The sequence below is a fragment of the Paenibacillus sp. FSL H7-0350 genome (assembly GCF_038593195.1).
GTDB lineage: Bacteria > Bacillota > Bacilli > Paenibacillales > Paenibacillaceae > Paenibacillus_AQ.
In genome coordinates this window covers 231,176-250,798 of record NZ_CP151972.1, presented here as the reverse complement: position 1 = coordinate 250,798, position 19,623 = coordinate 231,176, and the positions used below count along the sequence as shown (strand labels likewise).

Below are 19,623 nucleotides of genomic sequence, written 5' to 3'. Positions count from 1 at the left end.
GACAGGCACCACCTATATTGAAGGGAGTCATTAATTATAATGGACAAAAAAGATTTCAATGAAAATGAAAAGCTAGAAAACGGCATTACGCCGGAAGAGAACGACGCTTCTGTGATTACTCCGGAAGAAGGCATCGAGCCTGCTGGAACAGCCCCAGTGCCGCAGGAACCTGTACGAACAGCTCCAAGAGTTGAAGAAAGCGTTCCCGTAATGAACAAAGTCGGCGGCGGAGGTACTCCTCCTTCCTCACCTGCTCCATCCGGCGGCGGCAAAGGCTGGATGATTGCGTCGCTCGTACTCGCCGCAGCGCTGATCGTAGTGCTGATTGTACAGCCTTTCAAGAAAGATGACAGCAAAATTGCAGTTGCTTCCGTGAACGGAACAGACATCACCAAAGCGCAGCTGTATGATAAATTGGTTGAAGCCGGCGGGGAATCCACCCTGCAAAACCTCATTACTACCACTCTGGTAGGCCAGGAAGCCAAAAAGGCTAACATTAAGGTAACCGATGCTGACATTAATCAGGAAATCGAAGATCTCAAAACCCAGTTCGGCGGCGAGGAAGCGCTCAATAACGCCTTGCAGCAGAGCTCGATGACGATTGAGGATCTGAAGAAGCAAATGCCTCTCCAGGTTGAGATCCGCAAGCTGATCGAACCTAAGATCACAATTACCGACACTGATATTTCTAAATATTTTGACGAGAATAAGGCTAAATACAATCAAGAAGAGGAAGTTCGCGCTTCCCACATTCTCGTGAAGACCAAAGAAGAAGCCGAAGCCATTGTTAAGCAGCTCAAAGACGGCGGAGACTTTGCCGCACTGGCTAAGGAAAAATCCGCTGATACCGGCTCCAAGGACAAGGGCGGCGATCTTGACTTCTTCAAACGCGGAGACATGGTTGCAGAATTCTCCGATGCTGCCTTCAAGTTGAAGGTTGGCGAAACCAGCGGTGCAGTGAAGTCCGAATACGGTTACCACATTATCAAGGTTACCGACCGCAAGGAAGCCAAGGAATATACACTAGCTGAGAAGAAAGACGAGATCAAAAAGACCCTAACGGCACAAAAAGTGTCTGAGATGTCGGCTACCTGGTTGGCGGATCTGAACAAGAGTGCCAAAATCACGAATACTTTGACCGATAAACCGGATGCATCCGTTCCTCCGGCAGCCAGTGAAGCACCGGCTGCTGCAACGGAAGCTCCTGCTACGAAATAAAGATTGCGATAATGGTACAAGCTATAACAATATAGAAGGATACAATAAAGAGGACAAGCGGGAACGCCAGTCCTCTTTATTTGTGTTCAGATGTCTGCCTCAATTATTGTTCGTGCAGATTGAGCATGACAAAAACCTCCTTGATCTGGCTATATTCATACTTAGCCGGATCAGGGAGGTTCTAAACTGCTTATCGCAGGGTTTTCTTACTTAATGACCTTCACACGTTCTTCAATCGGCTGGAATTCCTTCTCGCCTGGAGGAGTCAGGATGTTACCGAATGGCATCTGGGCAATCAGCTTCCAGTCTGCAGCAATACCGAAGGTCTCCTTCACTTCATCGTCGATCAGCGGGTTATAGTGCTGTAGGGATGCACCCAGACCTGCTTCTGCGAAGGCGGTCCATACTACAAATTGCAGAATTCCGGAGGACTGGTTGGACCAGATCGGGAAGTTCTCAGCATACAGTGCAAAGTTCTCCTGCAGGTGCTTCACCACTGCCTGATCTTCATAGAAGAGCACAGTGCCGTAGCCGGCTTTGAAGGAGGACAGCTTCTGAGCTGTGCCTTCGAATTGTTCAGTAGGAACGATCTTACGCAGGGTTTCTGCTGTAATATCCCACAGCTTATCATGTTGTTCGCCCAGCAATACTACAGCTCTGGAGCTTTGCGAGTTGAAGGAAGTTGGGCTATGTAGAACAGCCTCTTCTACAATCTTCTGAATTTGTTCATCAGAGATTGGGGATTCTTTACTGATGGCGTATATGGAACGTCTGCCTTTTACCGCTTCAAAAAAAGTCTTAGACATAAAATAACTACCTCCATTTAATTAAGTAACTTACTTTTTTTAATCATAACACTTTTCCTGTCTGAATACAACACATCATTCACAACTTTTTCCTGTACTAGCTCTTTGTTTGTATATCCGCTCTTAGTGTCGCTGAATTGCTCTCATTTATGCACCTTCCACTATTTTCTATAAGCTATTCTGGAGGTTTAGAAACAACGGCTAACATATCGTATATACAACCCGGTCATAAATAAGCTACAATAATTCAGCTAAAATACAGAAAGAAGGTTAAGCTATGCGCGTCCCGCTTCATAACCGCACAACTCATATGGTGAAGCTCATCTTAATAATGCTCCTCTCTTCCCTTCTCTTCCTCAGCGGGTGTGAAGACTCCGCTTCTTCTGCCTTGAACGCTGTTCCAGCGGCCGCCGGGTCCGTGACCCCTGCTACAGAACCCGGAGAACCTGTATCCTTCTGGGTCGCCACCGATACGCATTATCTGGACAAAGCCCTGGAGGACGGCGGTCAGGCCTTCCAGACCTATGTCACAGGCGGCGATGGCAAAATGCTTCCTTACAGCGATGAGCTGACCGAAGCTCTGGTCCGGGACGTGGAACAGAACAAGCCCGCCTTCCTCATTCTGAGCGGTGACCTCACCAATAACGGGGAAGCAGGCAGTCATAAGGAGCTGGCTGCGAAGCTGCACCGGATGGAGGCTGCCGGAACCCGCGTCTACGTGACTCCGGGCAATCATGATATCAACAACCCCTGGGCCAGATCGTTCGACGGTGACAAGCAGGTCGTTGCCAAGCATATTAATGTAGAGGATTTCCTGCGCATCTATGACGATTTCGGATATAACGAGGCGGTCTCGCGGGATGCAGACAGCTTAAGCTATGCGGTGAAGGCCGCACCCGGCCTTTGGCTGCTGATGCTTGACAGTGCGCAGTATACGCATAATGAAGAATATAATTTTCCACAGACCGACGGGCGCCTTCTGCCCTCCACCCTTGCCTGGATTGACGACAATGTGAAGCTGGCCGCTCAGGAGCATGCGTCTGTGATTACCGTGATGCATCATAATCTGCTGAGCCATACCTCCATGGCCGTATCCGGGTTCAAACTTAATAACGGTCAGGAAACGATGAAGGATTTTCGCCGGAACGGTCTAAATCTGGTATTATCCGGGCATATTCATATGCAGGATATCCGCCGCGATCCTCCAGAAGCCTCGATCGATCCGGCCTTGCCTGTCTATGATATTGCAACAAGCGCCATGGCGGTGAATCCGCACCAGTTTGGCAGAATGACCTTCGATCCCGCTTCACGGGCCGTGACCTACCGCACCGCTCAAGTAGATGTTGAAGGCTGGGCCAAAGCCAACCACAAGACCGATCCGCACCTGCTGAACTTCAAAGCGTATGCGGAGCAGATTTTCGCAGAGAATTCGTATGACAAAGCGATGAGCCGGCTGAAGGAGAGCAGCTTCACAGAAGCGCAGAAACAGTCGATGGCTGAGGTGATGTCGAAGTTGAACGTGAAGTATTTTGCCGGGAACGCTGCTGATTCGCTGGAGGAGATCCGGGCGATGCCGGGATTCAAGCTGTGGGAGAGTATGGAGGGCGGCTTCATGTCCGGATATATCCGCAGTATGGCGGAGCACGCAGAAGAGAGCAATACCTCGCTGGAGATGGTTCTGACTATACAATAGCAAAGGTAAAGCCTCCCTTCCGGTATACGAAAGAGAGGCTTGTTCCAAGCTTATGCTTCTATAAACTGAAGTGCACAATCCGTATGATGATCGGCAATTCCTTGTGCGAGCTGCTGGTCAGGGAAGCCTCTGTGAACTAACTTCAACCCGCCTGAGATTAATGAGAGATGATGATGGAACTTATAGAATAGCTTCCGGTTCTCATCGAGCGGAACATCGTTCAGATAGCGGTAGTACTCCCCAAAACGCATTTCGAGGAAGCTGTGCTCGTGTTCAATATCATAAAATTCGGCTCCTTCAATATCAATCAGGCAAGGCTCCAGCTGATCCGTTACGATCACATGGTTGGGGCCAGCTCCCCGTGAATGAATCCGTAGCTGTTTCGGGGTACTATCTTAGACTCCAGGTTGTATAGCCTGTCGAGTAGCTTCCCTTGGTTCTTGCGGATTGCTTCCACATGCGCTGCGGCGTAAGTTAGCTGTTCTATCCCATTGTATAATTGATACAGATGACATTGTTTGTTGTTAGGCGCAGTCTGATCCGGTTTACCGTAGGTTCTGCTCTGAATCCTATGCATGGTGCCAATCATCTCTCCCACCTGCTGGAAGACCTTATCCTGAACCTTGCGGTCGGGATGCTTGTAATACCCCCCGGCATCTTGTCCGGCTACATATTCAACCAGCGCATAATCGAAATCGTACCGGTCTCTGTCTCTGTTCAGATCATAGAGTATTGGTGTGCGGATCGCATGCTCCATCAGGAACTTGTTATTGCTCGCAAATAATTCACTCCCGTAGGACTCAGCATGCAGGTTATGATTAACAATTTCTTCCTGAAAATAATTCATGGTAAGGTCCCACACGTACAGAATACAGGAGAACCCATTGCTGCAGTCGAGCTTATAGACCACCTTCTGGGCACCGCCCTCCATCTTGCTGACCTTAACGACGGTATAACCCGTGCCTAAGACCTTCTCCACATACTCCTGCAACGCAGCAGCCTCCAGATGACAATGAAATTTCAAGGAACCACACTCCACTTCTTCTTGTATTGCCGGCTACTCCACTCTATTCCATTCCCGGAAAAAAATATAGACTGTTTCTTTGCGTTCTGTTATTATCTTGAATTAGGTCTTGCTAAGTTTGCGGTTCGCACTGGAGTAATTAGAAAAAAAGTTGAAGAAAGATCATTCAACGGGTGTATGACTATCGGGCTCATTTTACCGGTGAATCTCAAGCGTATGAACTCACTACTCGTACCATGAAGGATGTCTGCAACATACTTTCCATTTAGCGAGATCGTGAAATCCTCCCCCTTCTTCTCGAATATAGCTACCTCGTCCTCAATATCTCCGATTTCTGCGGTTTGGGATAACAAACGTAGTCTGTCGGCAGCGGTTTCTAACCTTATAATACTTTCACTCGCCAATACCGTCGTCCGTTCTACCGCTTTTAACAGAGGAGCTGTTCCAATTGTAATCTCTGATATAAAAGTATGCGGAATCACATGGTGCAAGGACGGGTACTCTCCCTCAATTAAAGCAGATTGAACCATAATATGGTTAGCAGTGAATCTAACATGCCGGTTGGTTACTTCAACTTCTGTTGTTCTGTCCTCGCCGTCCATGATTTTTACCGCTTCAACTAAATTTCTGCCAGGAATAATAATATGCTTATCCATCTCAGCTTTATGTTCAACATCAATAGTCCGCGAAGCCAGACGGATACCGTTAGTAGCCGTTAACTGTAGCCGATGATTTCGATACTGAAAAGATACCCCGGTCAACACAGGCCGATGTTCTGATGAAGAAGCCGCCCCTGCTACCTGTAGGATGGAAGCCTTCAATAGTTGATTATTAACTGCTAATTTAAGTGCAGCATGATTCTCAGCAGGATGTATAGCCGGATAATCTACAGCATCCATTCCGCATAACCGAATTTGTGTATGTTCTGAGGAGATAGTGAGCCGTAAGGATCTGTCGACTTCCAAAGTAATCATCCCAGAATCAGACTTACGTAATATTTCGCAGAAATACCTTGCCGGTACAACCACTTCTCCAATTCTCTGAACCGTCAAAGAGGTATCTTCCCCGGGAATCCGATACTGGATAGTCATACTGCTATTGCTTGCCGTAACTATTAGTTCATTGGATAGAGCTTGTATATGAACCCCTGCCAGTATGGGAATCCGTTGGTTTGCCGGTACAGCCTTAAGCACTTGCTGAAGAGCTTTGAGAAGAATATCCTTGCTTACGTTGATCCGCACTGACTTCACCCGCTTCCATAAGCTACATTACAAATCGGTAGACTCAATCAGAGATCGGATAAGCTCCGACCGGGACAATTTATGCTCTGCGCAATGCTGTTCTACCTTCTCCCAAAGCTCACTAGTTAAGGTTAGCGAGACTTTTTTCGTTACACCTATGTTCTTGCGGCCTGCTCCCTCCCGCGGACCTCCTCTTGCAGACATGAACCCTAATTGACCTTCTTTATTGGAAAGACCTATTTTTAGATCATTTTGAGTCAAATTGATTTGTCCTCTCTTTTTTTGATTTTGGTTACCTTTTTCAATATTCTTATTATTATTTTATCATACGATCAATGGGCTTACAATGTTAGGAATGGATGATTCTGGTGGCAAAAAGAAAACCACAACAAAAAACTGACCCTGCAAAGTTGCAACGGCCAGTTCTATATAGAGCAAACTATTTTAGTATCCTTTAGATTTAGGCAGCCTTACGATCACATTCCCCCGACCACCATTCCACCCGCCGCACCAGCCACCACAACCAACCAAGGCGGCAGCTTCCAGAAGACCAGCATTACAAACAGAATGATAGCCAAGGCAAAGTCCAGCGGCGCGAGGATGGCTGTCGTCCACAGGGGATCGTACCAGGCGGCAAGCAGGATGCCGACCACAGCGGCATTGATTCCGGTTAAGGCTCCTTGAATCCGGGGGCTCCTTCTTAAGCTGTTCCAAAAAGGCAGTGCGCCTGCAACCAGCAGAAAGGCTGGCAGGAAAATCGCGAGCGTGGCCATTATGGCCCCGGGAACACCGGCGGTCATTGCTCCAAGATAGGCTGCAAAAGTGAACAACGGACCCGGTACAGCCTGCGTGGCCCCGTATCCCGCCAAGAAATCGGCTTGGCTCACCCAGCCGGCAGGAACGACTTCTTGTTCCAGCAGCGGAAGCACGACATGTCCGCCGCCGAATACCAAAGCACCGGAACGATAAAAGCTGTCAAATATCGCTATTCCTCCCGTCTCAGCCGTCCCTCTTAGGAGTGGGAGTACTATCAGGAGTAAGCCGAACAATGCTAAACAAACGACACCGGACGACCGGCGAATAGGGACCGGAACATTCGTCAAGCTCTCCGCAGGACTGTGGCGATACAGCCATAACCCGGCTATGCCCGCAGCAGCAATCGTTAGAATCTGACTGTAGCCGGTCTGCCATGATAATGTAACAGCTGCCGCTATAGCCGCGATGGTCACTCTTTCCCGGTCCGGGGTCAGCTTCTGCCCCATGCCAAGGATGGCCTGGGCAACAATCGCAACAGCTACGATTTTCAGTCCGTGATTCCAGCCAACACCAGCAATATCATAGCCCTGAAGCAGGAAGGCAAAAGCGACCAGCACCAGGACAGAGGGCAAAGTGAAGCCCAGCCAAGCGGCCAACCCGCCCAGCCAGCCTGCCCGCACCATTCCGATGCCAATCCCCACCTGACTGCTCGCCGGACCGGGAAGGAACTGGCAGAGCGCTACCAGATCCGCATAGCTTCGTTCATCCATCCATTTCCGGCGGCGGATATATTCATTGTGGAAATAACCCAGATGGGCGACCGGTCCGCCGAAGGAGGTAAGACCCAGTTTGGCGGATACAAGCAGAACCTCAAGTAACGCCCCGGCCCTGCCCTTCCGCTGTTTTTCCGGCACCGCCTGCTTCTCTGCTTGCATACCTATTGCTCCCTTGACTCTAGAATGTATACCTCATTCCAGACTATCATCCGAGTTCAAGCATTAGATAAAAGGTACAGCAGTGTTCTGTAAATGTTCTGTAAATGTGCGTATTACCTCACTGTACGCTAGTTGCAGGGCTGAATGATTCTATGGTGTAAGCTTGACACTATCCAGCCGGTCGATCAGCTTACGGAGGCCAGCTTCATCCGCTCCAGACGGACGGACATCCTCGCCCAGCAGCTGATCCACCTCTTCTCTGGTAAATGTGAAGCTGTAACTTATCCCTTCATCCGCAAGCGAATAATGAATGATATCTGCATTATCGATCAGGGTGAACAGCAGGACCGAATTCTTCAGGAGAGGGTCACGGCTTACTGCCTGAAGCTCATCGTTCCACATTCCGGTAATATCGTTTACTTTATAATTGACGGTTAATGCATATGGGCGGGAGCCGGTTGTCAGCTCAATGCCTGCCCTCTCCAGTCCTTCCGGCAGCGGCATTGCACCAAGCAGCGCTGTGACTTTGCTGGCGTCCCCAATATACTTTGTTTTGCTCTCCAGCAGCTGATCCACCGCATAACCGGTATCTAACACCTGCGCCGGGGGCTCCACCGTCTTCGGATTGGCTGTACATCCAATAAGCAAGATCACAATAAGCAGGGTACAAGCGGCCATGCTCCTTGAAGTCGGTTTTCGGTACGCCAGAATATGCTTGATCCGGGCCTTCACACTGCTCTCGCCAAAAGCCAGCGGGCTGCCGGTCATAAGACCGCTCCGGCGGGCTGAGAAGCCAAGCAGGGAGCCTGAGTAGCTGCTTTTAACCTGCGGACCCAGCTTCCGGATCACCACTTCATCGCAGGACATCTCCATATCCTTGCTCATGAGCACAAAAGACAGCCACATCAGCGGATTGAACCAATGGAGAATGACCAGCAGGAACATAAGCGGCTTGACCAGATAATCCCGTCGGTCAATATGAGTCTGCTCATGCAGCAGAATATGGGACAGCTCCTGTTCACTCATTCCGGCCGGAATGTAGATCCTTGGCTTCAAGAAGCCGAAGACGAAAGGAGTCATAATCTGGTCGGTCTCAAAAACATGCCCATTCACCAGGGTTGCCGTACGGACTCTGCGCATGATTCTTACATAAGAGAACACGCTGTACAGCAGCAGTGTTATAGCGCCTGTCAGCCAGATCATACTGCCGGCCCACAGGATGATCTGCACCGGATTCACGCTTGCTGCAGGTGCAGCCGGCGGAAGCAGGCTGTTCAACAGACTTCCATGAGAAGCTGTTCCGGTATCCACCGCAGGCTGTGCTTGCATCCCGATGTTCTTCGGAACGAATTGCAGCTGCCCTGTGCCGGACGAGCCCGCAGGCCCTACCAGCTTCAGGATACTGAAGCTTGAAGTGAAGCTAACCGGAAGGATCAGCCTGATCATTACTGCTGACCACAGCATATAGGAGAAGATTTTGGGAGCGCGCCGCAGCAGGACTCTCGCCAGCATCACGGCGACGGCCACATAACTGGCGGTAATGCTCATGTTCAGAATACTGATCCACAGGTCCGTCATTGGGAGGCCTCCTCAATAATCCTCTTCAGCTCCGCCGCTTCCTTGGCCGATAATTTCTTATCCCCGAGAAAAGCAGTCAAAAACTGCGGTAACGAGCCGCCAAAGGCTTTGTCCACGACCGTCTGGCTCTCATGCCGCTGTGCTTCCGACTTCGGGATGATGGCGGTGACCATAGCCCCCTCGTTCCTGAGAATTCCCCGCTCACATAGCTTTCTTAACACGGTATAGGTCGTGGACTTCTTCCAGCCCAGTACCGCTAGACTCAGCTTCACCAGTTCAGTGGAATTAATCGGTTCATGGTCCCAGATCAGGCAAGCAAATTTATATTCGGCATCATATAATTTGTAGGGTTCCATCCTGTTCACTCCTTATAAGTTTATTGCAGTAGACCTACTGATGTTAAGTCTATTGCAGTAAACCTATATTGTCAAGGATGCACCCGTTACCTCCAGCACAAAATAACCCCACAAAGTGGGGATTTAGCTTCGATGATAACTCAGGTACTTTGCGGGACCCCAAAACACATAAATTCTTATCTATCAAAAGAAGCCGGAACCGCCTGATTGCTCAGGGGTCCCGGCTTCTTGACTGTTGCCTTACTTCTTACGGACGTTCGATCCAGATATAGCCGTCATCATCTACTTCAACCGTAGCATGCAGGCCTTCGGCCAATACACGCAGCGGCACATTAGCATCTCCGTACTCATCTACGAATACCGCTAACGGAAGCTTCACGGTCTTGCCGGCAATTTGTGCCTGCGCGGAACCGATTTTGAAGACGAGCTGATCACCGTATACATCGTCGGTAACCTTGATCGACTTGTTAGGTCCATCCCACTCTACCTTAGCATCCAGATCCTCTGCGACATAGCGCAGCGGAACATAGGTAGTGCCATTCTTCACAACCGGATAATAATAATCGTCGTCCGGTGCGATCATCACGCTCTTAGCGGTGATTCCCATCTCTTCTTTGAGCAGCTTATATACCTGTGAATTAGGTTCGAAGCTTCTCAGGGTCTCCCCTGGAGTAAGATCTCCCATGGAGTAATCAATTGCATCTGTTGTGCTGATCGCATCAGCCGTTACCGGACCGTTCACATTCCAGGTCTCGGATACCAGCTTCATGTTGATGCTCTGCAGCGGCAGATCTTCACTGGCCGGAAGAGCAACATTGAAGTCGATGTTCTGTTTGCGGACATGGAAGCCGCTGTCCACGAAGATATCCGCGCTCAGCTTGGTATCCTTGCCTAGAACAGTCTTAAGTTCAGGAGTGGTCTCATAGAGGTTCTCCAATTGCTTGTCATAGACCAGCAGGAGAGCATCCACAGCCAGCTTAGCTGCATCATGCACTACAGTGACTACCCCTTCTTTATCCTCCAACGGAATATCGCCCAGACCAATGCTGTTCAGATCTTCAGCTCTGTCTTTGATCAGCGGATACATATAATCATATAGACCGCTGATCAGGGCAGTGAAGCCTTCGGTATCCTTAGACACAGATCTCAGGAAGCTCTTAAGCAATACCGGAAGCTCTTCTCCTGTAATTTCCGTATGTAGCTTCGTCAAGCTGGTTGGCTGGCCGTATACGGATTCATTTACTGATGTCACTGTGATCGCACCCGGATTCGGAAGATTCTTGATCACAAACTGGGAGGCCAGCTTAGTGAATTCCAAGGTCTTGGCAGGATCGGTTGCTTCCAGACCAAGCAACATTTCATTGCTCTGAAGCGGCATGTAGAACGGCTGCTTCGCGCCTTCTGCGGTGAAGACCAGGTTCTTCTGGTCGGTGAAGAGGGAGAAAGGAATCTTGAACTCCTTGTAACCCACAACTCCCGTGGCCGAGACATTGCCGTTATCCTGAACCTTCACATGGCCGAGCGTAAGTGATAAGGAATTAATAAGATCAACAACTTCCCGGTCCTCTGCGGTGATGCCTGCGGCAGGAACAGCGCTCAGGGTCATCGTAGTGCTTGATTCAGAGGATTTAACATCCAGATCCCCCAGCAGTGCCTTATTGACATCGAAGCCGCCAACCGCTTGGCAGCCTGACAGAATCAGCAGCAGGGCGAGAATCGGCACCAGCCATTTGGTTCTTGCTTTCATTTTCTTCATAGCATGTCTCCTCTAGCTCATAATTTGGCAACGTACCCATCATCTCAGAGGAGCATCAATTTGTAAATACAGCACCTGGAAATGATGAACCCTCATACGCTAAATAAACTCCGCCATTCTATAAATACCCATTCTTTGAAAAAGAGAAACTTTACCAAGGCAAGTATTACTAAATGGGCCGGATAAAAGCTCCACCAAACCCAGCGCGGCAGACGTCTCTTCTCCAGCAGCACCCAAAAACCCGGGGTCAGCGCAATCAGAAAGGTCGGAATAATGCTGGCCATCTGCACCAGCCAATTATAATAGAACAGATAGAATACATTCAGCGCCAAATGCGCCAGCACGAGCACATAAGAACGGGTGTATCGGAAGATCAGCACCAGCAGCAGGCCGTAAGCGTTGTAGTCGAGCGGCAGCGCATCCATCAGCAGCACAGCGACTACCACTACCGGAATACCCGCCCACAGATTGGGCAGCTTATCAAGCAGGGCAAGGACCAGCGCTGAGATCAGCAGGGTGAATACGACGTTCCAGCCTCCCGGATGAATCGCCAGATTGTACGGAATCTGCGCCAGCACAGCGATGACAAGCAGCCGCCGCAGATAGCGGGGTCTGGAGGAGGTATGGATATAGCCTTGCGCCAGCGCGTAGCAGTAGATCGGGAAGGCAATTCTCCCCACATATCTCCAGGCAAGCTCACCCGGGAAAAAGATCAGCCCAACATGGTCAATCAGCATGGTAAGCATGGCAATAATCTGCATTTGTAGCCTCCTGTTACTAGCATGAAATATAAAGCACCTTAGGTGCTATTATCCATGCCAGAGGCAGATGCTGCAAGCTGCGCGGGAAGACTTGAACGACAGGTAAGCCGGACCCACTCCCTCAGGAGCAGTTCCGGCCCGTTTTTATCCTTAGATCAGGCTGTCTTCGACTTGTTATAGATATCGAAGCCTACGGCAAGCAGCAACACCAATCCCTTGATTCCCTGTTGCCAGTCAACGCCGAGGCCGACAAGCGACATGCCGTTGTTCATCACGCCCATGACCAGACCGCCGATAATGGCGCCGACCACGGTTCCGATTCCCCCGGACGCAGAGGCTCCGCCGATGAAGCAGGCAGCGATAGCATCCAGCTCGAAGTTCGTACCTGCCTTAGGGGTGGCTGAGTTCAGGCGTGCCGCGAAGACCAGACCGGACAGGGCAGCGAGTACGCCCATGTTGACGAATACCCAGAAGGTCACCCGTTTGGTTTTGACGCCGGAGAGGCTTGCCGCCTTCTCATTGCCGCCCAGGGCATAGATATGCCGCCCCATGGTCATGTGGTTCATGACGAAGGAGTAAATCACGATCAGCACCATCAGAATCACTAGAATGTTAGGAATCCCGTTATATTGCGCCAGAACATAAGTGAACAGGTTGATGACGATCACCAGTGCAGCGGCCTTAGCAACAGACATCCAAGCTGGCGATTGCTCGAAGCCGTACTTCACCGTGATCCGGCGGCTGCGGATTTCCTGATAGATCACCAGCAGCGACAGCAGAACGCCGATGATCAGAGTCAGCACATTCAGCGAACCCACGCTTGCGACATCGGGAATGAACCCGGAGCTGATCTTCTGAAACGTCTTCGGAAACGGCGCAATTGACTGCCCGTTCAGCACGATCATCGTCAGGCCGCGGAACAACAGCATGCCTGCCAGGGTAACGATGAACGCCGGGATTTTGACATAAGCGACCCAGAAGCCCTGCCAGGCCCCGACCAGAGCACCCATCAACAGCGAAATCACTACAGCCAGTACGGGATTCAGCTCCATATCCACCATCATAATGGCCGACAGGGCGCCGATGAAGGCAGCTACCGAGCCGACGGAGAGGTCGATATGACCGGTGATGATCACTAGCACCATCCCGATCGCCAGCACCAGTATGTAGCTATTCTGCAGAATCAGATTGGTCACGTTCAGCGGCTTCAGCAGAATGCCGTCCGTCATAATTTGAAAGAACACCGAAATAAAGATCAAGGCAATGATCATGCCGTATTGGCGGATATTTTTTTTGAACAGTTCACTAATAGCTCCCATGCGGTGTTACCCCCTGCTTCGTGTCATAAATTTCATCAAAAGCTCCTGCGTGGCGTCCTTCCGCTCCACTTCCCCGCTGATCCGCCCTTCGCACATGGTGTAGATCCGGTCGCACATCCCGATAATTTCCGGCAGCTCGGAAGAGATGACCAGCACGCCCTTCCCCTCTGCGGCAAGGCTGTTGATAATGGAGTAAATTTCATATTTGGCCCCGACATCGATGCCCCGGGTAGGCTCATCGAGGATCAGAACATCTGGTCCGGCGTAGATCCATTTACTGAGCACCACCTTTTGCTGGTTGCCGCCGCTGAGATTCACGGTTTTTTGCAGGATGCTGGGGGTCTTGATGTTCAGCTTCTTACGGTACTCCTCTGCGACCAGCACTTCCTCGTTCTCATTAATGACGCCATGGCGGGAGAGCTTCTTCAGACTGCTGAGCGAGATGTTCCGTTTGATATCGTCGATCAGGATCAGGCCGTAATGCTTGCGGTCCTCGGTCACGTAGGCTAACCCATGCTCTATCGCCTGGCTGATGTTATTCAGGTGCACTTCCTTGCCGTGCATAAAAGTCTGGCCGCTGATCCGCTTGCCATAAGACTTGCCGAACACACTCATCGCCAGCTCCGTGCGCCCCGCGCCCATTAGCCCGGCAATACCGACTACCTCGCCGCGCCGGATGTGGAGATGGATCTGATCCAGCATTTTGCGGTCCGCCTGCGTCTCGTGATAGACGTTCCAGTCGCGGATCTCGAAGATCGTCTCCCCCAGGTTCGGTGTGCGCTCAGGATAACGGTTCGTCAGATCGCGCCCGACCATGCCTTTGATAATGACATCCTCAGTAACGGCATCCTGCTTCATATCCAGAGTCTTGATGGTCTGTCCATCCCGCAGAATCGTGACCGAATCCGCTATCTTCTCGATTTCGTTCAATTTGTGGGAAATGATAATCGAAGATATCCCCTGCTTCTTCAGCTCCAGAATGAGCAGCAGCAGGTTCTCGCTATCATCCTCATTCAGCGCCGCTGTCGGTTCGTCGAGAATGAGCAGCTTCACTTCCTTGGAGAGCGCCTTCGCGATCTCTACAAGCTGCTGCTTGCCGACACCTATCGTAGAGACTCCTGTAAACGGCGATTCCTTGAGGCCGACGGTGGTTAGCAGCGCCTTGGTCTTGACCGTCGTTTCGTTCCAGTTGATCACCCCGCGTCTGGCCTGTTCATTGCCGAGGAAGATGTTCTCCGAAATCGACAAATACGGAATCAGCGCCAGCTCCTGATGGATAATGACGATTCCCAGGCCCTCACTGTCCTTAATATCCTTGAACTGGCATACCTGTCCCTGGTACAAAATATCCCCTTCATACGTCCCGTGCGGATACACTCCGCTAAGCACCTTCATCAGCGTGGACTTGCCTGCCCCGTTCTCTCCGCAGAGGGCGTGGATCTCGCCTGCCTTCACCTGCAGATTGACTGACGAGAGCGCTTTGACGCCGGGGAATGTCTTGGTAATGCCTTTCATCTCCAAAATAATTTCACTCAAGTGCCTCTCACCCAGCTTTCCTTGTGACTGTGCAGCGGTTCTCCGGCGGCGCTCCTTGCACTTCACGGCTGCCGCCGGTACCCGCTAGACCTGTAATATGACGGCTATTGTCCCAGCTGTTCCTTGGTATAGTACCCGCCGTCTACCAGCACTTTATCCACGTTGCCCGCATCCACAGAGACCGGCTCCAGCAGGTAGGACGGGACAATTTTGACTCCGTTGTCGTAGGTAGTGGTATCGTTGACTTCGGCTTCGGTCCCCTTCAGCACACTCTCGGTCATCTCCACCGCCTTCTTAGCCAGCTCGCGGGTATCCTTGAATACCGTCTGAGTCTGCTCTCCAGCCAGAATGGACTTCACGGAGGCCAGCTCGGCGTCCTGTCCGGTAACTACCGGAAGCTTCTTGTCGCCGGAACCGTAGCCTACACCCTTGAGCGAAGACAGGATACCGATGCTGATACCATCGTATGGAGACAAGACGGCGTCCAGATTATCGCTTGCATAGTTCGCGCTCAGCAGGTTATCCATCCGTGACTGGGCGGCAGCGCCGTCCCAGCGCAGCGTAGCTACCTTATCCATCGTAAGCTGCTTGCTGCGGACCACCAGCTTGCCGGAATCGATGTACGGCTTCAGAATCGACATGGCGCCATCGAAGAAGAAGTAGGCATTGTTGTCATCCGGCGATCCGCCGAACAGCTCGATGTTGAAAGGGCCCTTACCGTCCTTCAGGCCAAGCTTCTCCTCAATGTAGGAGCCTTGCAGCACGCCCACCTTGAAATTATCGAAAGTCGCATAGTAGTCTACAAATTCACTTTTTTTGATCAGACGGTCATAAGCGATGACCTTAACGTTGGCGTCATGCGCCTTCTGCAGCACATCCGTCAGCGCCTCGCCGTCAATTGAAGCGATTACAATTGCGTTCACGCCTTTGGTGATCATGTTCTCAATCTGCGACACCTGATTCTCGACAACATCCTCCGCATATTGCAGATCCGTGCCGTAGCCCAGCTTCTCGAACTCCTTGACCATGTTGTTGCCGTCATTCACCCAGCGCTCCGAAGATTTGGTTGGCATCGCAATGCCCACCTTGCCCTTGGATGTATCCCCGCCGCCGGAAGAGCTGCCGGCACTGCTGGATGAATTACCGCTGTTACCGCATGCAGACAAGATGAGTACCAGTGTTAGCAGAAGCGTGATCATTGAATATCTTTTCATTCCTGCACTACCCCCTGAACTATTCTGATGTCTTCCACAGGTGTTCCCGTGTGACAAATCGAGTATAGCAACCGGGAGCAGGTGCCGTATTTACACTGAGGCTACTATTTTTGTGAAAATATAACTTATGTGTATCTAACCCCATTAACCTTTGACTAGCCTCTGGAAAGTCGAATTAAGGAAGCGAAGCGATCATAGTTTCACATACGACGAAAAAACGCCTGTAGCCGATTGACCACAGGCGCTTCACAAACAATTATTATAGCTTTGGAGGTAGTTATAGTAGCTATAATATAATTCCGATTGCTAATCTCCCTTACTCTCACCGCGTACTTCAGCCTGCACCCCTTTACGGAACTGCAGCGGTGCCACTCCGGTCTGCTTCTTAAAGGCGGTGCTGAAATAATGCTGGGTCTCATAGCCCGACTGCTCCGCCACCTCGCTAATACTGAGCTCGGTTGAATGCAGAAGCTGGGCGGCCCGGCGGATACGGGTCTGGGTCAAATACGTGCCGAAGGATTCGCCCAGCTCCTGCTTGAACAAGCGGCTCAGATAGACCGGGGATGCTTGAAGCAAGCCTGCTGTTGCCTCCAGGGTAAGCCCGTATTCGCTGTAGTGCTCCTGGATATGCTGCTTGGCCCGGCGGACGAGCGGGGACAGCGGCTGCTCCTTGACCAGCGCCACCCGGCAGCTCCGGTAGGCGGCGGCCAGCTCTGTAATCTCTCCCTGGATCAGCCGGGTGCCGACTTCAACGGCGATTTTGAGATGGCGGCGCACAGCTGCCTCCACTCCTGCCAGGATGCGCTCACCGGCGGCATCCCAGAGCAGGATAACGATCAGTCCGGCGGCATCCCGGAACATCACCTTGGGATACGGGTCCAACAGCTCGGCGGCGATATTCTCGATGGCGAACAAAAAGAGCTGCCGCTCCTTCTCCTTCATCGCCGGATGCTGGCCCTCCCACCTCCAGCGGATGATGCCGATCAGCTCCGGCCGCTGCGGAGGAAGCTTGAGGAACTGCAGCTGCTCCCTGATCTCCGCCTGGCTCAGATTGCCGTCCAGCCATTCCTGGCAGAAGCGCTCGCGCAGCAGCGGGAAGTTCTTCATCAGCTGCCGGGAGGCCTGCTCCAGATGCTGGCTCTGCTGCCGCTCGGACTCCAGCTCATCTCGTACGCCCCGCAGCACCTGCATCAATTGCTTCGGCTCCGCAGGCTTGAGAATATAATCATTCACCTGCAGCCGGATCGACTCCTGTGCATACGCGAATTCATCGTGGCCGGTGATCACAATAATCTTGCAGCCGGGCAGCGCTTCCCGCAGCCGCTTCATCAGCTCCATGCCGTGCATAATCGGCATGTTCAGATCGACCAGGGCGATATGTATTGTATGCTCCACGGCCAGCTCCAACGCCTCTTCCCCGTCTTCTGCCTCTGCGGCCACCTCCAGACCGAGGCTATCCCAGTCCACGCATTGCCGGATGCCCTCCCGGATAATGCGTTCATCATCGGCAATGATTACTTTCCATTTGTCTATCATCTGCGTATTCTCCTCCTCTGTCCTAGTACTTCTCAGGGTAACTCTCACGAACAACCGGGTGACGTACGGTTACAAGCGTCCCCTGTCCCGGTCCGCTCTCAATCTGGATACCGTACGGCTCTCCGTAGGTCAGCCGGATCCGCGCCTGCACATTCAATATGCCATAGCCGCTTCCTGCGCTGCCTGTTCCAGCCATGTCCGTCTCCGTGCGCTCCAATTCTTCTGTACCTACCGCTTCGAGCCGCCGCCTGAGCTCCTTCAACTTATCCGCAGACATCCCTGCACCGTCATCGCGTACGGTAAGATACAGGTCGTTGTCCCGTTCCACGACTGCAATGGAGAGGAGTCCGGGGCCGCGCCGCTCCTTAATGCCGTGATAGATCGCGTTCTCCACCATCGGCTGCAGCAGCAGCTTAAGCACATACAGCTCCTGTAAGTGCGGCTCCACTTCAATGGAATAGGTCAGCTTGGTGCTGTAACGGACATGCTGAATTTTCAGATAGCTGACGATATGCTCCAGTTCATCGGAGAGCGGTATGATATCGCTCCCTTTGCTTAAGCCCAGCCGGAACAGCCTGGAGAGGGACTGGACCACCTCGGCGATATCCTCCGCCCCCTTGCTGCGGGCCATCCAGTGAATCGTATCCAGCGTATTGTACAGAAAATGCGGCTTGATATGCGCCTGAAGACTGCGCAGCTCCGCCTCACGCTTTTGCCGCGCCTGAAGCTCGGTCAGAGATAACAGCCGGCCAATCTGGGCCAGCATCGTATTGAAGCTGCGGCCGAGCAGCCCGATCTCATCGGAACGGCTGCCCCAGTAGCGGATCGTCAGATCGCCGGACTGTGCCTTGCTCATGAAGGAGGCCAGTTGGCCGATAGGACGGGAGATCGAATAGGCCAGATAGAATGAGGCGGTCATGCCCAGCATACAGACCACAAATACAAAGGTGACAACATTGAACGTAATCTCGCGGATTCCATAAGCCGACTCATCCATCGGGAACACGCCCATCGTGGTCCAGCCGGTAAACGGCGAGGTCCGGTAGATCAGCTGAAGCTTGCGGCCGTCTACGGTCTCCGAGGTAATGCCCGAGGACTCGGTGAACAAACCTGCCGGGATGGTACGCATTAAAGGGTGCTGCGGCGCATAAATCATCTCTCCGCGATTATCCACCACCGTCAGATATCCGGTTTTGCCGAGCGTGACATCTCTGGCCGTCTCCGCGATCACCCGCAGCTTCAGATCCACCAGCACCACGCCCTGCACCACCTGCGTCTCTGGATTCACAATGGCCCGAACAGCAGAGACTACCTCGCTCTCCTTATAGTCCACATGGGACCTGACCGCACGGCCATACGGATGCCCGACAATCAGGAAGATCCCCTTATTCTCTACCGCCTGCTTGTACCAGCTCTCCTCCGTCAGCCGGGTACCGGAACGGGTATACATCTCATTGCTGATGAAACCGCCTTCACGGTTGACCAGCATAATGCCGGCTATCTCGGAGCTGAGCGTGGTGAAGCCCTGCAGAAATTTGCGGATATTGTATTCCGCCGATTCCCCGTTACCTGCTGCGGGGTCTGGCTGTGCCGGAACCGGCGGCTCTCCCTTCAGGAACTTCTGGACGCCCGGATCGAATGAGATCAGGTATGTAATTTTCTGCAAATTCTCTACGTCACTCTCAATGGCCGTATTCACCTTGCGGATGAGCTGCATCGTGTTCTCAGTGCTCTGCTCCTCTACGATCCGGTCCACCGTCCAGCCAATCAACAGCCCAAGTCCAATGGAAGGCAGGATGCTAATCAGCAGGAAGTGAATAATCAGCTTATAGCGGATCGGCATATTATTCAGCTTCAGCTTCTCCATCGTCACGCCGGTCTTGCGCATCACAGG

General features: G+C 51.8%; 15 protein-coding genes and 1 pseudogene. 2 read left to right on the top strand and 14 right to left on the bottom strand.

Features of this window, described 5'->3' with window-relative positions; translation table 11 throughout:
• Positions 1-39: 39 nt before the first annotated feature.
• Positions 40-1,218: a peptidylprolyl isomerase gene (locus NYE24_RS01265; protein ID WP_036694447.1), complete on the top strand. Its 1,179-nt coding sequence runs from the start codon at positions 40-42 to the stop codon at positions 1,216-1,218.
• A 206-nt stretch (positions 1,219-1,424) separates the two neighbouring features.
• Here the strand turns inward: NYE24_RS01265 and NYE24_RS01260 are convergent, their stop codons facing one another.
• On the bottom strand, positions 1,425-2,024 hold the full coding sequence (locus NYE24_RS01260) for a nitroreductase family protein (protein ID WP_036694450.1): 600 nt from the start codon (positions 2,022-2,024) through the stop codon (positions 1,425-1,427).
• A 388-nt stretch (positions 2,025-2,412) separates the two neighbouring features.
• Here NYE24_RS01260 and NYE24_RS01255 point away from each other — a divergent pair, with 388 nt between their 5' ends.
• Positions 2,413-3,717 carry a metallophosphoesterase gene (locus NYE24_RS01255; protein ID WP_342477845.1) on the top strand — a complete coding sequence of 435 codons (1,305 nt, stop codon included), beginning with the start codon at positions 2,413-2,415 and terminating at the stop codon, positions 3,715-3,717.
• Between the two features lie 50 nt (positions 3,718-3,767).
• Here the strand turns inward: NYE24_RS01255 and NYE24_RS01250 are convergent.
• The 13 genes and pseudogenes from NYE24_RS01250 to NYE24_RS01190 form a co-directional block, all read right to left on the bottom strand.
• Positions 3,768-4,696: pseudogene (locus NYE24_RS01250) on the bottom strand (phosphotransferase).
• A 137-nt stretch (positions 4,697-4,833) separates the two neighbouring features.
• Positions 4,834-5,982 (bottom strand): DNA polymerase III subunit beta, encoded by a 1,149-nt coding sequence (gene dnaN / locus NYE24_RS01245; protein ID WP_342477844.1) that lies wholly within the window; start codon positions 5,980-5,982, stop codon positions 4,834-4,836.
• A gap of 27 nt (positions 5,983-6,009) precedes the next feature.
• Entirely contained in the window at positions 6,010-6,186 is a 177-nt protein-coding gene (locus NYE24_RS01240) for a ribbon-helix-helix protein, CopG family (protein ID WP_256706306.1), read from the bottom strand.
• A gap of 272 nt (positions 6,187-6,458) precedes the next feature.
• Positions 6,459-7,673, bottom strand: a complete 1,215-nt coding sequence (locus NYE24_RS01235) for a chromate transporter (protein WP_342477843.1) — start codon at positions 7,671-7,673, stop codon at positions 6,459-6,461.
• A 150-nt stretch (positions 7,674-7,823) separates the two neighbouring features.
• Complete coding sequence (locus NYE24_RS01230; protein ID WP_341024716.1) at positions 7,824-9,251, bottom strand: M56 family metallopeptidase; 1,428 nt, start codon at positions 9,249-9,251, stop codon at positions 7,824-7,826.
• Positions 9,248-9,607 (bottom strand): BlaI/MecI/CopY family transcriptional regulator, encoded by a 360-nt coding sequence (locus tag NYE24_RS01225; RefSeq protein ID WP_036694457.1) that lies wholly within the window; start codon positions 9,605-9,607, stop codon positions 9,248-9,250. The genes NYE24_RS01230 and NYE24_RS01225 overlap by 4 nt, the downstream gene beginning before the upstream one ends.
• A 247-nt stretch (positions 9,608-9,854) precedes the next feature.
• On the bottom strand, positions 9,855-11,363 hold the full coding sequence (locus NYE24_RS01220) for a copper amine oxidase N-terminal domain-containing protein (protein ID WP_342477842.1): 1,509 nt from the start codon (positions 11,361-11,363) through the stop codon (positions 9,855-9,857).
• Between the two features lie 92 nt (positions 11,364-11,455).
• On the bottom strand, positions 11,456-12,124 hold the full coding sequence (locus NYE24_RS01215; protein WP_036694460.1) for a TraX family protein: 669 nt from the start codon (positions 12,122-12,124) through the stop codon (positions 11,456-11,458).
• Positions 12,125-12,279: 155 nt separating this feature from the next.
• Positions 12,280-13,443, bottom strand: coding sequence for a multiple monosaccharide ABC transporter permease (gene mmsB, locus NYE24_RS01210; RefSeq protein ID WP_036694461.1), 1,164 nt, complete (start codon positions 13,441-13,443; stop codon positions 12,280-12,282).
• Between the two features lie 6 nt (positions 13,444-13,449).
• Positions 13,450-14,979 carry a multiple monosaccharide ABC transporter ATP-binding protein gene (gene mmsA, locus NYE24_RS01205; RefSeq protein WP_036694463.1) on the bottom strand — a complete coding sequence of 510 codons (1,530 nt, stop codon included), beginning with the start codon at positions 14,977-14,979 and terminating at the stop codon, positions 13,450-13,452.
• 104 nt (positions 14,980-15,083) lie between these two features.
• The gene (gene chvE / locus NYE24_RS01200) at positions 15,084-16,193 is read right to left on the bottom strand and encodes a multiple monosaccharide ABC transporter substrate-binding protein (protein ID WP_036694464.1); all 1,110 of its coding nucleotides are present in this window, start codon (positions 16,191-16,193) and stop codon (positions 15,084-15,086) included.
• A 306-nt stretch (positions 16,194-16,499) separates the two neighbouring features.
• Positions 16,500-17,729, bottom strand: a complete 1,230-nt coding sequence (locus tag NYE24_RS01195) for a response regulator (protein WP_076154762.1) — start codon at positions 17,727-17,729, stop codon at positions 16,500-16,502.
• Between the two features lie 22 nt (positions 17,730-17,751).
• Positions 17,752-19,617 carry a sensor histidine kinase gene (locus NYE24_RS01190; RefSeq protein ID WP_342477841.1) on the bottom strand — a complete coding sequence of 622 codons (1,866 nt, stop codon included), beginning with the start codon at positions 19,615-19,617 and terminating at the stop codon, positions 17,752-17,754.
• Between the last annotated feature and the right edge of the window lie 6 nt (positions 19,618-19,623).

Excerpts from the sequence above, each read along its gene's own strand:
- NYE24_RS01265 (WP_036694447.1), top strand. The coding sequence starts at position 40 with ATGGACAAAAAAGATTTCAATGAAAATGAAAAGCTAGAAAACGGCATT.
- NYE24_RS01260 (WP_036694450.1), bottom strand. The coding sequence starts at position 2,024 with ATGTCTAAGACTTTTTTTGAAGCGGTAAAAGGCAGACGTTCCATATAC.
- NYE24_RS01240 (WP_256706306.1), bottom strand. The coding sequence starts at position 6,186 with ATGTCTGCAAGAGGAGGTCCGCGGGAGGGAGCAGGCCGCAAGAACATA.
- NYE24_RS01235 (WP_342477843.1), bottom strand. The coding sequence starts at position 7,673 with ATGCAAGCAGAGAAGCAGGCGGTGCCGGAAAAACAGCGGAAGGGCAGG.
- NYE24_RS01230 (WP_341024716.1), bottom strand. The coding sequence starts at position 9,251 with ATGACGGACCTGTGGATCAGTATTCTGAACATGAGCATTACCGCCAGT.
- NYE24_RS01225 (WP_036694457.1), bottom strand. The coding sequence starts at position 9,607 with ATGGAACCCTACAAATTATATGATGCCGAATATAAATTTGCTTGCCTG.
- NYE24_RS01220 (WP_342477842.1), bottom strand. The coding sequence starts at position 11,363 with ATGAAGAAAATGAAAGCAAGAACCAAATGGCTGGTGCCGATTCTCGCC.
- NYE24_RS01215 (WP_036694460.1), bottom strand. The coding sequence starts at position 12,124 with ATGCAGATTATTGCCATGCTTACCATGCTGATTGACCATGTTGGGCTG.
- mmsB (WP_036694461.1), bottom strand. The coding sequence starts at position 13,443 with ATGGGAGCTATTAGTGAACTGTTCAAAAAAAATATCCGCCAATACGGC.
- chvE (WP_036694464.1), bottom strand. The coding sequence starts at position 16,193 with ATGAAAAGATATTCAATGATCACGCTTCTGCTAACACTGGTACTCATC.
- NYE24_RS01195 (WP_076154762.1), bottom strand. The coding sequence starts at position 17,729 with ATGATAGACAAATGGAAAGTAATCATTGCCGATGATGAACGCATTATC.
- NYE24_RS01190 (WP_342477841.1), bottom strand. The coding sequence starts at position 19,617 with ATGCGCAAGACCGGCGTGACGATGGAGAAGCTGAAGCTGAATAATATG.